The organism is Noviherbaspirillum sp. (assembly GCF_036563305.1).
GTDB lineage: Bacteria > Pseudomonadota > Gammaproteobacteria > Burkholderiales > Burkholderiaceae_D > Noviherbaspirillum.
Genome location: NZ_DATCMQ010000001.1, coordinates 1 through 16349 on the forward strand (window position 1 = coordinate 1; position 16349 = coordinate 16349).

The 16349-nt window shown below is 65.8% G+C and carries 13 protein-coding genes and 1 pseudogene; 10 read left to right on the forward strand and 4 right to left on the reverse strand.

The annotated features are described in order from the left end of the window. Window positions 1-162, reverse strand: a pseudogene (gene eno, locus VIM12_RS00005) (phosphopyruvate hydratase); the annotation flags it as partial. Between the two features lie 262 nt (window positions 163-424). On the opposite strand from eno, the gene VIM12_RS00010 reads away from it, so the two are divergent. The 9 genes from VIM12_RS00010 (at window position 425) to VIM12_RS00050 (ending at window position 12249) form a co-directional block, all read left to right on the forward strand. Beyond that, window positions 425-1741: an ABC transporter substrate-binding protein gene (locus VIM12_RS00010; RefSeq protein ID WP_331939547.1), complete on the forward strand. Its 1317-nt coding sequence runs from the start codon at window positions 425-427 to the stop codon at window positions 1739-1741. A gap of 213 nt (window positions 1742-1954) precedes the next feature. Then, window positions 1955-3040 (forward strand): ABC transporter ATP-binding protein, encoded by a 1086-nt coding sequence (locus VIM12_RS00015; protein WP_331939568.1) that lies wholly within the window; start codon window positions 1955-1957, stop codon window positions 3038-3040. Between the two features lie 131 nt (window positions 3041-3171). Then, complete coding sequence (locus tag VIM12_RS00020) at window positions 3172-4062, forward strand: LysR family transcriptional regulator (protein WP_331939548.1); 891 nt, start codon at window positions 3172-3174, stop codon at window positions 4060-4062. Window positions 4063-4398: 336 nt separating this feature from the next. Next, the gene (locus VIM12_RS00025) at window positions 4399-6333 is read left to right on the forward strand and encodes a DNA/RNA non-specific endonuclease (RefSeq protein ID WP_331939549.1); all 1935 of its coding nucleotides are present in this window, start codon (window positions 4399-4401) and stop codon (window positions 6331-6333) included. A gap of 89 nt (window positions 6334-6422) precedes the next feature. Beyond that, the gene (locus VIM12_RS00030; RefSeq protein ID WP_331939550.1) at window positions 6423-7214 is read left to right on the forward strand and encodes a TIGR00266 family protein; all 792 of its coding nucleotides are present in this window, start codon (window positions 6423-6425) and stop codon (window positions 7212-7214) included. Next, window positions 7211-8353 carry a M48 family metallopeptidase gene (locus tag VIM12_RS00035; RefSeq protein WP_331939551.1) on the forward strand — a complete coding sequence of 381 codons (1143 nt, stop codon included), beginning with the start codon at window positions 7211-7213 and terminating at the stop codon, window positions 8351-8353. Before VIM12_RS00030 ends, VIM12_RS00035 begins: the two co-directional genes overlap by 4 nt. Before the next feature lie 97 nt (window positions 8354-8450). Continuing rightward, window positions 8451-8738: an HU family DNA-binding protein gene (locus VIM12_RS00040; RefSeq protein WP_331939552.1), complete on the forward strand. Its 288-nt coding sequence runs from the start codon at window positions 8451-8453 to the stop codon at window positions 8736-8738. Window positions 8739-9053: 315 nt separating this feature from the next. Then, the gene (locus tag VIM12_RS00045) at window positions 9054-9437 is read left to right on the forward strand and encodes a response regulator (RefSeq protein WP_331939553.1); all 384 of its coding nucleotides are present in this window, start codon (window positions 9054-9056) and stop codon (window positions 9435-9437) included. Window positions 9438-9717: 280 nt separating this feature from the next. Next, complete coding sequence (locus VIM12_RS00050) at window positions 9718-12249, forward strand: sensor domain-containing protein (protein ID WP_331939554.1); 2532 nt, start codon at window positions 9718-9720, stop codon at window positions 12247-12249. Here VIM12_RS00050 and VIM12_RS00055 read toward each other — a convergent pair. The 3 genes from VIM12_RS00055 to VIM12_RS00065 form a co-directional block, all read right to left on the reverse strand. Continuing rightward, on the reverse strand, window positions 12239-12742 hold the full coding sequence (locus VIM12_RS00055) for an SET domain-containing protein (protein ID WP_331939555.1): 504 nt from the start codon (window positions 12740-12742) through the stop codon (window positions 12239-12241). The two genes, VIM12_RS00050 and VIM12_RS00055, sit on opposite strands and share 11 nt — an antisense overlap. Before the next feature lie 312 nt (window positions 12743-13054). Next, entirely contained in the window at window positions 13055-13531 is a 477-nt protein-coding gene (locus VIM12_RS00060) for a hypothetical protein (protein ID WP_331939556.1), read from the reverse strand. A 181-nt stretch (window positions 13532-13712) separates the two neighbouring features. After that, entirely contained in the window at window positions 13713-14318 is a 606-nt protein-coding gene (locus tag VIM12_RS00065) for a DedA family protein (protein ID WP_331939557.1), read from the reverse strand. A 1060-nt stretch (window positions 14319-15378) separates the two neighbouring features. Here VIM12_RS00065 and VIM12_RS00070 point away from each other — a divergent pair. Then, window positions 15379-16341, forward strand: a complete 963-nt coding sequence (locus VIM12_RS00070) for a carbonic anhydrase family protein (protein WP_331939558.1) — start codon at window positions 15379-15381, stop codon at window positions 16339-16341. The last annotated feature ends 8 nt before the right edge of the window (window positions 16342-16349 follow it).

Consider the following 16349-nt stretch of genomic DNA (forward strand, 5'->3'; position numbering starts at 1 on the left):
GCCGTCGCGCAGCTCGATCGCCTCGCGCGAGCCGGTCGACGCGCCCGACGGCACCGCCGCGCGGCCCATCACGCCGGACTCCAGCAGCACGTCGCACTCCACGGTCGGGTTGCCGCGCGAATCGATGATTTCACGGCCGATAATGTCTACGATGGCACTCACAGTGTCTCCTTCTGGATGGATGGATCGGCGCGGCCCTCGGGTCCGCGGGCTGCCGCCTGGGCGGCGCGCACACTATAAGTGGCGCTGCCGGACGAATCCAATCGACTATCGTTATCCCCTGCATCACCCTTCCTTATCTCCCGGCGCCCCGCGTTCGGGGGCATAAGGATTTTCGCGATCGACCATCACGTTTTGTGATTGGCCTTTTGGCGGTCGCCCTCCTATATTTCCCGGAAAAGAAACATAACAAGGGGGAGCACAAATGAAAAAGCCGCTGATCGCCGGCGTCATCGCCTTTCTGCTTGCGGCCTCGGCCGCCGCAACAAGGGCGGACACGGTCACTGTCGTCACATCCTTTCCCAAGGAGCTCAGCGCAGCCTACAAGAAGGCCTACGAGCAGCGCCATCCGGGCACCACCGTCGAGATCCTCAGCATGAGCACCGAAGCGGCAATCAGCCACGTGGAGGGAACCCGTCCCGGCGAACGGCCTGACGTATTCTGGGCGTCGGCGCCGCATGCCTTCCAGGCCATGGCGCGCGAGGGGCTGCTGGCGAAAGCACCCGAGGTGAAGAACCCGGCCGTGCCGCCGTCGATCGGCAAGTACCCAATGAACGACCCCGCCGGCTTCTACTTCGGCCAGGCGCTGTCAGGCTACGGCATCATGTGGAACAAGCGGTATTTCGAAAGCAGGCGCCTGCCCGCGCCCCAGCAATGGCAGGACCTGACGAAGGAAATGTACTTCGGCCACGTGGCGATGAGCGCGCCGTCGCGTTCGGCCACGACGCACCTGACGGTCGAGACCATCCTGCAGGGTGAAGGCTGGCTGCGGGGATGGACGCAGGTACTGCAGATCGCCGGCAACTGCAAGACCATCACGGAGCGCTCGTTCGACGTGCCGGAGGGCGTCGGCGCGGGAACCTTCGGCGCCGGTCTCGTCATCGATTTCTTCGGCCTGGCCAGCAAGTACACCGGCAAGCCGGTCGACTTCATCTATCCTGCAATGACGGCGGTGGTCCCCGCCAGCATCGCGCTCGTCAACGGCGGGCGGAACGCGGAGGGCGGCAAGCGCTTCATGGCCTTCGCACTGTCGCGGCACGGTCAGGAAATCCTGCTCGAGCCGAAGATTTCGCGCATTCCGGTGCTGCCCTATGGCGACCTGCTCGACAGCGTTCCCGGCACCTATCCCAACATTTTCGGCATCGTCCGCAGGGTCAAGGTCACCTTCGACCCCAACCTGGCGGAGTCGCGCCGGCTGGTGGTGTCCGGCCTGTTCGACCGGACCATCGGCGCGCTGCTGCCCGAACTGCAGGCCGCGACCGCGGCGATCCACGACGCCGAGCGGGTGCTCGGCGAACGCAACCACGAGCGCGCCCGGGCACTGCTGGCGCGTGCCCGCGCCCACGCCTATACGCCCGTGCTGGAGGAGCCGAAGGCAGGCGCGGGCAACTCGCTGAAAAGCAGCGCCGACGCCGCGGAGAAGCTGGTCGCTGCCAGTGGGCCGAAGTGGCAGGAAGAGGCGCGCCTCAACTACCGCAAGGCGCAGCAACTGGCGTCCGAAGCGGCGGCAATGCTGCGATGACGGGAATGGCGCCGGAAAGGAAAGCCGCCGCCTATTCCCGTGGCGCGACCCGCCCATGCTGCTTCGCACCATGCAAACCCATGTTGCATCGGCCCGAAATTCGGTTGGCAAGCGGCGCTTGCAAATCTATAGTAAGCGGGAACCGCAGCGTTCCCCGTACCGGACGGCCCGCCGGCGCATGACACCGTTGTCACAAGGATCACCATGAAGCAACTGAGGAAAGTCTCCGTCGAATGCCGGCGCGTCGGTCTGTCGTACGACCGCGGGAAGACGGAGGTACTCAGCGATATCAACCTGCGCATCGAACCCGGCGAGTTCTTTGCACTGCTGGGGCCATCGGGTTCCGGCAAGTCCACCTTGCTCCGGCTGATTGCCGGCTTCAATCGTCACCAGCGGGGCGAGCTCCTGGTCGACGGCAAGGACGTCTCGCACGTGGAGCCGAGTGCGCGCAACATCGGCATGGTGTTCCAGAGCTACGCGCTCTGGCCCCACATGCGGGTGTGGGACAACGTCGCCTTCGGCCTCGTGGAGCGACGCATGGACAAGGCCGCGATCCGGGAAAAAGTCGGGGCGGCACTCGAGATGGTCGGCCTGTCCGCCTATGCCGAGCGGCGGCCCAACCAGCTGTCCGGCGGCCAGCAACAGCGTGTGGCGCTCGCCAGGACGCTGGTCATCGAGCCGCAGGTACTGCTGCTCGACGAGCCGCTGTCCAACCTCGACAAGAAGCTGCGGGTGCAAATGCGCAGCGAACTGCTGTCCCTGCAGCGCAAGCTCGGCGTCACCACGGTATTCGTGACGCATGACCAGGAAGAGGCGATGACGACGGCCGACCGCATGGCGGTGATGGACAAGGGCGTCGTCCAGCAGGTGGGCACGCCGGTCGCGCTGTTCGATTACCCCAGCAATCCCTTCGTCGCCGGTTTCGTCGGCACCACCAACCTGCTGACCGGCGAGATCGAGAAGACCGGCGACACCCTGCGTTTCCGCACGCCGGGCATCGGCGAGCTTGCGATGCCGACCCACCCCAGCGCGCGGCCGGGCAGGATGGCGATCAGCTTCCGCCCGCACACGGTGCGCATCGTCATCGGCGACGCGGTGCGCGACGGCGCCTATGTATGGGTGAACGGCGTCGTCGAGCACACCGAATTCCTCGGCGAGTTCACCCGCTACCAGGTCCGCGTGGGCGAATCCCTGCTCACCGCCGACCAGCCGCACTACTGCGGTCTCGCGCCGCTGCCGCCGGCGGTCCAGGTCCGGCTCGGCATCGATGCGTCGCAGATCCGCTTCCTGCCGCTGTAGACCATGGCACGCATCAATGCGCGATCCCGAACCGGCCAGTCCCGCAGCGCCACGCATATCTGCCGTCTTTGCCATTTCCGCCTTAACCGCCATGCCGGTAACGCCGCCGTGCATGTCCCAGGAGACGCGTGATGGAAATCTACCAGCTCCGGACTTTCGTCACCGTCGCCAAGCTCGGCCATATCACCAAGGCCGCCGACTCCCTGCACGTGACACAGCCGGCGGTCACCGGCCATATCAAGGCGCTCGAGCAGGAACTCGGCATTGCCCTGTTTGATCGCGGCCATGGCCGGATAACGCTCACCAAGGCTGGCGAGATGCTGCTGCCGGAAGTGGAAAAGACGCTGGGCGCGTTCAACGCGACCCTGGCCAAGGCGAAAGAGCTGAAAGGCGAGATCACCGGACGGGTGTTGATCGGCACCCTGGGCGACCCGGACTTCCTGCGGCTCGGCAGCTTCCTCAATGGCCTGCTGGCCACGCTGCCGCTCCTGGAGATCAAGACCAAGTCGGGGCTGTCCGGCGGCATCCTGGACAGCGTCGGCACCGGTGAATTCTCCGCCGGCTTTTACATCGGGGCAGTCAACAACCCCGACGTCGCTTCCCTCGCCCTGCGCGGCGTGCGCTACCGGGTGGTCGGCCCGGCCGACTACGGCACCCGCCTGTTGGCCTGCGGCTGGAAGGAGGTCGCCGCCATGCCCTGGATCGGCGCACCGGAGAAGAGCCATATCCATCAGCTGCTGGTCGCCATGTTCGGGCGCCAGGGCCTGCGTCCCAACATCGTGATGGAGACCGACGAGGTCACGTCGCCGCACAGCCTCGTGCGTTCCGGCCTCGGGCTCTCGCTCATGCGTGAAGACCTCGCGCTGATCGCCGCCGAGAAAGGCGAAATCGTCATCTGGAGCCATGCCACGGCCGACACGCAGCTGTCGTTCCTGTATCGTGTCGACGCCGAGTTCGAACCCGTGATCGTCGGCATGCTCTCCATCCTGCGCGACATCTGGGGCGCAACGGTCAGTCCCTGACGCTGCCCCGGCCGGCGCCTCCTCCCGCGACCGGCGAGCGACGCACCGGCCTGCCCTGAGAACGTTGCCGTGGCGATGCAGATCCCCTCCGGCCGCGCCGCCTGCCTCACCGCGCTGCCCCCCTTGCGTTGAATCAAAGGCCGCAGGCACCCGCAGCGGCAGCGCCAGGACCACAATGGATGCCGGGCCGTCCTTGCATCAGTCCTTCCCGCGCCGCGCGGGCAGGCAACAGCGCACCGCGCAATCACATACCGCCTCGCGAACAGGGAGTTACGCGATGTCCACGCCGGCATGGTGCCGGCTGCGACACCGGTTGTCCTGAGAGAAGGTGCCATCATGCGCAAGACCAAAGACGACGCCGCGTCCTACCTGTCGCTCCCGCCCACCGAACTCCGCATCCGTTCCGTCCTCCGTTCCCGGAAGATGCGGGATGCGGTCGCCGCGGCCGCCTCCCGCCACGAACTGTCCCATCGTCGCAAGCTTGGCTTCAGCGCCGATGTCGTCGCCGAGCACCTGAGCAGCAGTCCGCCCGCCTCCGACGAGGCCTTCTTCGACCGCCGCCAGCTGAGCGAGGCGATCGTGCTGATTGCCGGGCGCCCGGTGCTGCTGGTGAAGGACGGGGTGTTCGAGACCGCCAGCCTGGATGAGCTCGAACAGCAGCTCGCGCCGCACCGCAAGGCGCTCGCGGCGCCGATCCGCGCTGTCGGCAGGATCGAGCTGTCCGACCACGACACCTTCGAGTGGTGCGGCACCGGCTGGCGCATCGAGGAAGATCTGATCGTCACCAACCGCCACGTCGCCAATGTCTTCGCGCAGCGGCAAGGCCGCGTGTTCCGGTTCCGGGTGAACCAGCGCGGCAGGCAGGTGCGGGCGCGCATCGACTTCCGTGAAGAGTACCGTGGCCTGGAATCGGAGGAATCCGCCGTCGCAGAGATCCTCTGGATTGCCGACGACACCGCCGAGGCGCCCGACATGGCCATCCTCCGGTTACTGAACGATCCGTCGCTGCCGCCGCCGATCCGGCTGCTCGGCAAACCGCTGGAACCGGAACAGCGCATCGCCGTCGTCGGCTACCCGGCGCGCGACAGCCGCAACGACGCCGGCGCGATGCGCGAGATCTTCGGCGACATCTACGACGTGAAGCGTTTTGCGCCCGGCGAAGTGGTGGCGGTGCCGCCCAGCGACTGGTATTTCACCCATGACAGCTCGACGCTCGGCGGCAACTCCGGTTCGGCGATCATCGACATCGAGAGCAAGTCGGTGGCCGGCCTGCATTTCGGCGGGCAGTTCCGCAAGACGAATTATGCCGTGAAGGCGAGCGTGATCCGGTCCCTGCTTGCCCGCCGCTCGTGGGTGCCGGTATCGCGCCAGGAACTGCATGTGCCGGAGGAGGGCTTCTCGGAGAAGAAGCGCAGCGTCGGCTACATGCGCAAGCGCGGCGGCTACGACCCGCGCTTCCTCGGCGTGCAAGTGCCGCTGCCGAAGCCGGGCCGGTCGCACCGGGTACTGGAGACGAACGGCGAACCCGCGCTGCCGTACATGCACTTCTCGATCGTGATGAGCGAAACCCGCCGCCTGCCGATCCTTACCGCGGTCAATATCGACGGCGGACTCAAGCACAGGCTCAAGCGCCAGGACGCCTGGGGCTTCGACCCGCGCATTCCCAGGCAGAAGCAGATCGGGCACGGCGAATTCTACGGGCCGGCTGCCTTCGACAAGGGCCATATGGTGCGGCGCGAGGATCCCGGCTGGGGTCGGACGCAGGCGGAAGCCGCGCTCGGCGAGGAAGACAGCTTCGTCTACACCAATGCAGTCCCGCAGATGCCGCAGCTGAACCAGCGCAGCTGGCTCGCGCTGGAGGACTACGTGCTCGACAATGCGAAGACGCAGGGCTTCCGGGTGTCGGTCTTCACCGGACCGGTCTTCCGGGGCAGCGACCCGCAGTACGAGGCGGTCCAGGTGCCGCTCGACTTCTGGAAAGTGGTGGCGATGATCGATGCCGACACCGGCGGGCTGTGCGTCTCGGCCTACATGCTGAGCCAGGAAGGCATGCTGCCGGAAGAGGGCTTCCGCTACGGGCCGTACAAGACCTGGCAGGTGCCGCTGCAGAAGGTCGCGGACGAGGCGGACCTGAAGTTTTCCAGGGCGATGACCGATGCCGACGTGTTCGGTGGCGCGGGCATGGAGGAACGCATTGCCGCGGGTCGCTTCGTGGAGATCCTGTCGGCGCACGACGTGGTGCTCGTGCGTCCGCGAACCAGGCGGCGGTAGGCGCACCGGCGCCGGTTTCGGTCTATCATCAGCCCGACCCCGGCCGGCGCCGGCCGATCATCGTCAACCGCAGAGAGAGAGGATAACCCATGGCAATGGACGTCATTGACTACCAGATTTTCGGCAGCGACATGCAGTACATCGAAGTGGAACTCGATCCCGGCGAAGCGGCTGTCGGCGAGGCCGGCATGATGATGTTCATGCAGGACGGGATCGAGATGGACACCGTATTCGGGGACGGCTCGCAGCAGGGCGGGCTGTTCGGCAAGCTGCTCGGCGCCGGCAAGCGCCTGCTGACCGGCGAATCGCTGTTCACCACGGTCTTCCACAACGAGGGGTCGGCCAAGCGCCGGCTGGCCTTTGCCGCTCCGTATCCGGGAAAGATCGTGCCGATCCACCTCGCCGACATCGGCGGCACGCTGATCTGCCAGAAGGATTCCTTTCTGTGCGCCGCCAAGGGCGTCTCGCTCGGCATCGCGCTGCAGCGCCGCCTCGGTGCAGGGTTGTTCGGCGGCGAAGGCTTCATCATGCAGAAGCTCGAGGGCGACGGCTGGGCGTTCGTGCATGCGGGCGGCACATTGGTCGAGAGGACGCTGGCGCCGGGTGAAGTGCTGCGGGTGGACACGGGCTGCGTGGTCGCCTTCCAGCCGCAGGTCGATTTCGACATCAAGTTCGTCGGCAAGATCAAGTCCGCGCTGTTCGGCGGCGAAGGACTGTTCTTCGCGACGCTGCGCGGTCCCGGCAAGATCTGGCTGCAGTCGCTGCCCTTGTCGCGGCTGGCCAACCGCCTGATGGCGTCCGCGCCGGCTGCGGGCGCCGGTGGCAGCTCGCTGCTCGGCGCCGGCGCGCTAGGCGGCATACTCGGTGGCGACGACGAGTGAGCCGGGGGCAGCAAGGCGATCCGATTCCGGCCGGCGCCGCCGCTGTTCCCGGACGGCTGTTCGGGCCCGGCGTCGCCGAAGGCGGCGCCGCGGCAATCGCGCGCTGGCGGGACGGCAGCCTGATCGTGGAAGCGCCGGGCCGCTGCCTGCGGGTACCCGCGGCGCAGGCGCGCCCGGAGGCGGCCGGATTCAATCTCGGGCATGTGCGCGTCGACTGGCGGGACGACGAAGGCGCGTTCGCCTTCTTCATCGACGACGAGGCCGGCTGCGAGGCATTCCTGGCGACCGCGCCGCCCGTGCTGGACGATGCACGGCGCGCGTTGCGGGCGCGGCGACGCGGCACGACGCGCCGTTTTCGTGCGGCGCTCGTCGTCTATGCGCTGCTCGTCCTGCTGCCCTTCATCGCCCTCGCGGCGTTCCTCATGCAAAGCGAGCGGATTGCCGGCTGGGTCGCTGCCCAGGTGCCGCGCAGCGTCGAAGCACGGCTCGGGCAGCTGGTTCTGGCGCAGACCCAGGCGCGCGTGGAACTGGTGGAGGATGGCGCCGCGCATGCGGCGGTACAGCAGATCGGCGGCATGCTCGCCAAGGACCTGGGATACGACTATCGCTGGCTTGTGGCCCGCGATCCGGCGGTCAATGCATTCGCCGCCCCGGCAGGCATCATCGTCGTCAATACCGGACTGATTGCCCATGCCCGCGCGCCCGCGGAGCTCGCCGGCGTGATCGCCCATGAAATCTCCCACGTCGAGCGCCGCCATGCGCTGCAGGCGATGATCCGCAGCGCCGGGATGGGTGTACTGCTCTCGCTGGCGATCGGCGACTGGTCGGGCGGCGCGGTCGGCGCCTGGGCCGCGGGCCTCGCCGACCTCCGGTTCTCCCGGGAAGCGGAAACCCAGGCGGATGCCGACGCCCTGCTCCGCCTGCACCGGGCCGGTATCGATCCGGCGCCGATGGCGGCATTTTTCGGCCGTCTGGCGCAGGATGAGAACGGCATTCCCGGACTATCCATTCTCGCCACCCATCCCCCTTCGGCGGAGCGGATGGAGGCACTGCGGGCGCAAATTGCGCGACTGCCTGCGTCGGCCTACCGGCCGCTGCCGATCGACTGGACAGCGGTTCAAGCCTCGCTGCCGCGGTGACGCGCGCCACACGCGCTATTTCCCCTGCCCATTCCGCCGCGGATGCGGTATATTTCAGCGCCAAGTTTCGTTATGGCATCTTTTTCTGGGAGTAGATATGAACAAAACTGAAATCATCAGCAAAGTCTCGGCAGACAACGACCTGACCAAGGTGAAGGCAAAGCAGATCGTCGAACAGGTGTTCGGCTTCATCGGCGCGGACCTGAAGAAGGAAGGCCGCTTCTCCTTCCCCGACCTCGGCACGTTTACGGTCGGCCAGCGCGCCGCACGTACCGGCCGCAATCCGAAGACTGGCGACACCATCAAGATCAAGGCATCGAAGACGGTGCGCTTCAAGGCCAGCCCGGCGCTGAAGACCCTCGTCGCCAAGGTCAAGACCAAGTAAGTCCTGCCTCGCCGGGGCGCGCACCTGCCGCTCCGGCCCCCTCCCCCATCACCTCTTTCCGCTCCCCGTATCCGACAGGCCCTTGTCCATTGAGCTTATGACAAGGTAGTTGAGCCGGATCAATCGCAACGGCCATTCCCTTCCGCTGCCGTTGAATTCCCCGTCGAAACGCCACAGAATCGCGGATTGCCATTTTTCCTGTCCCCCGGTGCAAAGCTTTTCGCTTTCTCAAACCACCCCGGCGGCGCACGCGGATGATGGATGCAAGCGCCGGCACCTCCGCCGGAACATGAAGCAGCGTAAGGCCCTCACGTAATGACCCGAGCAATAGCCCCCATACTGGTAGTGGAAGATGATGCGGCAACGCGCAGCCTGCTGTGCGAGATGCTGGTTGTCCTCGGCTATCGCACGGCCAGTGCCGGGTCCGCCGAGGAAGCGATCGAGTTGATCGACAATGGCGGCGGGACGTACTCGGTCCTGCTCGCTGACATCGCGCTGCCAGGCATGTCCGGCATTACCCTCGCCGAGATCGCGATCCAGAAAATCCCCGGCCTGCAGGTGATTTTTGCAAGCGGCAACGGCTTCCTTGTGGCGGACAAGACCGATTTCGAATTCCGCCTGCTGCCCAAGCCCTATGACCTCAACCAGCTGCAGATGGTCCTGGCCGACGTCACGGTATTTGCCACCGACACCGAATAAGCCGCACCGCCGCCCCCGGTTGCCGCACCCGTCTTCACGTTGCCCGCATTGCGCGGGTTCCCGGTCCTGCACGGGCGTCTGTCATTTGGCCAACAGTCGAAGAACAAACGCGCCGTACAGTAGTCAACATTCTGATGTTGTCCCATGGATGCCAACAACACCGGATGTCGAGGGCGAGCAAGTTTCGTCAACGAACCAATGACTGGCGACAAAAGTCGAAACAAGGAAATGCGCCATTCTTCACTGCCATGAACCAGCGCCGAGAAAACGACAGCACCCAATGAAACTGTTGGAAACCAGCGACCAGCGCACCGCGCTCCTGAGCGCCATGATCATGAATGCGATGGACGCGTTCGTTGTCGTTGGCGAGGGCGACGTCGTACAGGTCTGGAACCCCGAAGCGGAACGGATCTTCGGCTGGACCCAGCGGGAGGCCATCGGCGCGCTGCTCAACGACCTGATCCTGCCGGTGGAGGCGCGCCCGGTATTCGAACGCGTGCTGCGCGTGTTCCGCGCCACCGGCCATCACCGCGCCCTCAACCGGCGGCTGGAGCTGAGCGCGCTGCACAAGGACGGCCGGCCGGTGCCGGTCGAGGTCACCATCACCCCGGTACGCTGCGAGGACCATTTGCTGTTCAGCGCTTCGATCCGCGACCTCACCGAACGCAAGCACATCGACGAGCAGCTGCGCCGGCACCAGAGCGAACTGCGCCAGGCATGCGCGGAACTGCGGGAGAGCCGCGCGGAGCTGGAATCCGCGCTGCATGTGAACCGCCGCCTGATGGAGTACTCGCTCGACGTGATCGCTGCCATCGATGCCACGTCCGTCTTCGTCCAGGTCAGCGCGGCGTCGGCCCGGGTATGGGGCTACGCGCCCGGCGACCTGAAGGGACGTCCCTACCTGGACCTGGTCCACCCGCAGGATCGCGCGCTGCTCGCCGAAGCGGCGCTCAGGGTGCGGACGGAAGGCGCGGACCTGGCCACCGAGGCACGTTTCCTCCACCGTTCCGGCGCCATCGTCAATATCGCCTGGACCGTCAACTGGTCCGAGTCGGATTCCCGTTTCTACTGCGTCGCGCGCGACATCACCGCCTCCAAGCAGGCCGCCTACGCGCTCGCCGAACGCGACCAGCGCTTTCATTCGCTGTTCGAGCACCATCCCGACGGCGTGTTCGCCTTCGACCTCGACGGCCGCCTGCTTTCGGCCAACCAGGCACTGTCGGTGCTCACCGGTTGCAGCAACGACGAGCTGACCTCGATGACCTTCCGCGCGCTGGTCGCACCGGAAAGCGCGGCCGCCGTGGAGGATCGCTTCCTCGCCGCGACGCGGGGCGAGGCCGCCAACTTCGAGGCGACCGGCATCCGCCGCGACGGCAGCCGCTACGAGGCGCACATCACGGTGGTGCCGATCGTCGTCGACGGCGCCATCGTCGGCGTCCACGGCATCGCCCGCGACATCACCAGCGGCAAGAACTATGAGCGCCGCATCGAATACCTGGCGACCTACGACGCCCTGACCGGCCTGCCGAACCGCAACCTGCTCGACGACCGCCTGCGGCATGCGCTGGTGCAGGCAGAGCGCGACGGACATCGTGCCGGGGTGCTGTTCCTCGACCTCAATCGCTTCAAGATCGTCAACGACAGCCTCGGGCACGACAAGGGCGACGCCCTGCTGAAGATCATGGCGGACCGCCTGAAGCAATGCGTGCGCGAGTCGGACACGGTGGCCCGCCTCGGCGGCGACGAGTTCGTGATCGTGCTGGAGAACGTGTCGACACCGCAGGACGTGGTCACGGTCGCGCGCAACGTGCTGACCCAGATCGAGAAGGCCGTGACGCTGGACGGCCACGAGTTCGTCGTCTCCGGCAGCATAGGCTGCAGCCTGTACCCGAAGGACGGCAGCAGCGCAGCCGCCCTCCTGCGCGCGGCCGACCTCGCGATGTACGAGGCCAAGTCGGCGGGCGGCGGCGCCTTCCGGTTGTACCGGGAAGACATGAACGAGCGCGTCAAGGCGCGCCTGCTGCAGGAACACCAGCTCCGCCTGGCTCTCGAGAAAGGCGAACTGGTGGTGTACTACCAGCCGCGCATCGACATTGCGCGCAAGCGCATCGTCGGCGCCGAGGCCCTGCTGCGCTGGCAGCACCCGGAGCGCGGCCTGGTGCCACCGAACGAGTTCATTCCGCTGGCCGAGGAGATCGGCCTGATCGACGAGCTCGGCGAGTGGGTACTGAAGACCGCCTGCCGGCAGAATCGCCGGTGGCAAACGAGCGGCCTGCCGCCGCTGAAGGTTTCGGTGAACATCTCACCGCACCAGCTTGCACCCGAATCCACGATCAGCACCGCGGTACAGGAGACCCTGCGCGAGACCGGGCTGGACGCGCAATGGCTGGAGCTGGAGATCACCGAAAGCAGTCTGATGCAGAACGTGGAATCCACGCTGACCAAGCTGGTGGAAATCCGTGACGCCGGTGTCTCGATCTCGATCGACGACTTCGGCACCGGCTACTCCTCGCTCAGCTACCTGCGGCACCTGCCGGTCGACGCGCTGAAGATCGACCAGTCCTTCATCCGCGACATCTCCGCCAGCCGCGACAACGCCGCCATCGTGTCCGCCACCATCGCGCTGGCGCATACCATGGACCTGAAGGTGGTGGCCGAGGGCGTGACGACCGAGGAGCAGATCCGCTTCCTGCAGTCGCATGAATGTGACGAAGTGCAGGGCTTCATCCTCAGTCCGGCGGTGCCGGCGGAGGAGCTCTCGCGGCTGCTGCAGCAGGGCGTGGTCAACGGACCGTCCAGCTTCATGCACTGAGCGCGCGGCGCCGCCGCTTCGGCGCCAGCATCACGCCGCTGCAGGAAGGGGCGCCGCAGCGGCAGGCGAAGGCCTTGCGGACCGCCGCCGTGTGCCGGCCATCGTAGATCAGCGCATAGTTGTAGCTCAGCTCCTCGCCCCGGTCGATATCCCGCAGCGCATAGATGTGGACCCGTCCGTCCTCATGCTCCATCGCCTCGCAGTTCGGTTCGCAGGAATGGTTGATGAAGCGCGCCGCGTTTCCGCGGCTGCCGCCGTCGATCACGCGCCCGTCCGCCAGGGTGAAGAAGAAGGTATGGTTGAGCGGGCCGCCTTTCGCAGCCGACCTCTCGAGGGCCGTCGCCCAGTCGATGCGTTCGCCCCGATACTCGACGATACGTTCGCCCGCTGCGATCCTGCGGCGGGCGAATACGCCGGTACCGTGGATGGCGGAATCGCGAACAATGTAGGAGAGCCGGGTGGCCGTCGGTGAGGCGCTGCGGGATGTCTTCATCTGGTCGTGCCTGATGCCTGCTGGTTGTCGGCAATTCTGTTGATCTGATTTTTCCGTCGGCACGCACCTGCCGCTCCATCGTGCGCCGCCCCCGCACGGGATCGGCGCAGCACATGAACGCGCGCGAGCCTGCGCCTGCCCTCGATCCGCCGTCACGAAAAGGTGTTGCAGGAAGAGCCGCAGTGGAACGAGGCTGACTGACTTTCCTCAAGGCAGTAAAACCATCGCCTGCTTAAGATTCCTCGTGCTGCTGTTCTGCCGGCAATCAGTCAGCGGCACCGGGGCCCGCGCATGGCGCGGGCCTTTTTTCATTCACAGCCCAAGCTGGTCCGGACGAACCGGGTCGGCGAACGGCGCCCGGGTTTCCAGTTGCTCCTCGAATTCCTCGCCGGTCTGGCCGTGCGCACGCAGGAACTCGCGTAGTTCACGCAGGAAGAGTCGCTTGTCGCTCAGCCCGGAGTCGTCCCCCAGCGTGTAGGTATCGCGGCTGCCGAACAGGTGTTCCGCCTCGGGCAATGGCAGGCGGAACAGCTGCGCCATTGCTTCCGCGGTCGTCCTCGGCGCCGGATCGCCGTTCAGCGCCAGTCGGTCCTCATCGCCGGCCAGCGTCAGTCCGAGCCGGTTGAAATCAGGGTGACGCGCAAGCCAGCCGGCGGGCGAACAGACCATCTGGTCCAGCGTCTCGCCCCGGGCAGTACAGAGGCCGGTAAGGTCGACGGCGGATTCCGGGATGCCGTCGATGATCGCATACGCGTCCTTCAGCAGTTCAAAGTCGGGGCCGCTTTCCATCACATGTCCTTTCATGGCAGGTCAACACATCGCAGGCGTTCACTATCCGCATGTGGCAATAGACAGTTGACGCACGACCGCGTTTCCCGTCGCCGTCCCCTTCGGGTGCAAAACGCGTTGCTTACCACGGCCGGGCAGCCGCCTTCGGGCCGGTGCGCCGCACAGCCGCCGTCGCCATCGTCTACTTCCTGTTCTTCATTGTCTGCTTCATCAGCCGGTAAACATACGTCGCGATGATGAGGCCAAGGACAAGCTTGGTGACTGGATCGAGAAAGCGGCCGACCAAGGCATAGCGATCACTGAGCAGATAGCCGGCAACGGTCAGTAGTGCAGTCCAAATGAACGAGCCGCCCAGCGAGTACAGCAGAAACTGCCTTATCGGCAGCTTGAAGATGCCAGCAGGTACCGAAATGAGCGTGCGCACCGCCGGCACCAGGCGGCCGAGGAAAACCGAGGTTCGGCCATGCTTCTCGAACCATGCGGTGGCCCGTCGCACGTCGGTCGAGGAAATCGTCAACCATTGTCCATGCTTGTCGGCCCATTTCTCCAGGCCGCACTCGGACAGCTTCACGCCCGCGTAGTACCACGGCAACGCGCCGGTTACCGACCCGGCAGTGCCGACGACCACCACGGCGACGGGATTGAGCTCGCCGCGCGCGGCGACGAATCCGGCGAGCGGCATGATCAATTCCGACGGAATCGGCGGAAAAATATTCTCGAGCACCATCAGCAGGAAAATTCCCAGGTAGCCGCCGGTCTCCACCGCCTTCACGAGCATGTCGAACATCGCGTCCCCTCTTGCTGTATCACCCCGCGGCCCTTTCCATCGCCAGGCAATGGGCAATTGACGCAGACGTCACAAGATACCCCGGTGAAGAAGGTGCCGGGCGCAGGGCGAACGAAACATGGAGAAGCATCAAGCGCGCCTGGCGTCGCCGGGACGTGTGCGAGGACTGCGCCAATGACGGGAAAGGAAAGCGGCAGCCCGGGAACGGCGGTCCGGTGAAGACCGGTTGCTGAAAGCGGCGGGGGAGTTGGTGCGCACGATGCGCCAAGTTGGATGGGATGCGGAGTGCCGGGGTGCCGGGGTGCCGGGGTGCCGGGGTGCGAAGTCCCGCGGACCAAAAAAAAGCCCGCTACGAGAGCGGGCTTAAATCCAATTCAAGGAGAGTTGGAGGAGACAGGTGCATATTACTGCACCGCACAAAAAAATACCTCTTCCGAGTGTGAATAACAGATATTCGCGCTTCTTATAAGGCGATGGCTTGAGGTTCACGGAACCATGTAGATCTTGCCGTTCCGTCACTGCCGGGCCGATTCCGTTAATGCCTTGATTTTGATCAACTACTTTTTCCCCTTTGTTTTCAGCCACTTAGCGCGTCTGCACAGTGCTTTTCCACAGACTTGACCACAGGGACTGTGAAAAAACCGGTTGCAGGCAAAACCGGCGAAGCGCGCATCCCCAATCCCTTCGATGACCATGACGGTAATCACCACAAGATGATCCAGGGTCGGCGCTTGCGGAAATGCCAGGCGGCCTTATCGCCAGCGCAGTTCGGTCCCCCACGTGCCCGCGGGGCGCGTGATGGTTTCCTCGTCGCGCCCAAATGACGGCCTCAGGTCGGGCATATCGCGTCGCGGCAGAGCATCCGTCGGCGGGCTGCGCTTCCCGCGAGGCGGCGCTATACCCGCGTGGCGCCAGGCGCCAACCGAGGCAGCGTCGCCCGCACTGGCTGAAATACCACAGGCATGAAGCCGGCGATTGCCGACCCCGAACAGTGCCGGTAGCATTGCCGCCCGCGTCCGTTGCCGCGGTCGCCATTCCTGTCATCGCAACCAGTCTCCAGATGTCGAACCCGTTCCCACGCCGTATCCGCTCCGCCCTGGCAGCCCTTTTCCTCCTGCAGTTCCCCGCCACCGGCGTGCTCGCCGGCGAAAACGTCCGGACCGCCGCCAGCGTCGCGCGCGCCGCCGAGCTTGCCGCAGCACGAGCCCGCTACGAGCAGACGGAACGCGAGGTGGAGGCGATCATGCGCATGCGGCGCGAGGAAATCCGGCGCGAGACGGGCGGGCGCCTTGCAGCGGGCCGGCCGAAGGCCGACGCCGGCGGCGACGCGACACCTGCGCCGAAGCCACCCGCGGACTGGAGCTACGAGGGCGAGAACGGACCCGAGCAGTGGGCAAAGCTGCGGCCCGACTGGGCGCGCTGCGGTGCCGGCCAGCGCCAGTCCCCGATCGACATACGGGACGGTATCCAGGTCGACCTGGAACCGGTTTCCTTCGACTACAGGCCGTCGTCGTTCAATGTCGTCGATACCGGCCGTACCGTGCAGGTCAACCTCGCCCCCGGGAATCGCATTTCGCTTACCGGACGCAGCTATGCGCTGGAGCACTTTCATTTCCACCGACCGGCGGAAGAGAAGATCGATGGCCGCGGGTTCGAGATGGTGGCCCACCTGGTGCACAGGGACGACGAAGGCAGGATGGCAGTGGTCGCGGTGCTGATCGAGAATGGCAGCGCGCACGGCCTTCTGCAGACAGTCTGGAACAACCTGCCGCTGGAGAAGCACATGCCGGTCGCGCCGCCTGCGCTGCTCGACGTCGGCCAGATCCTGCCGCAACGCAGGGAGTACTACACCTACATGGGATCGATCACCACGCCGCCCTGCAGCGAGGGCGTGCTATGGATCGTGCTGAAGGAGCCGGTGCAGGCATCGGCCCGGCAGATCGGGATTTTCTCCCGCCTTTATCCGATGAACGCGCGCCCGGTACAGCCCTCGTCCGGGCGCCCGATCAAGGAATCGCACTAAGCGGCGAG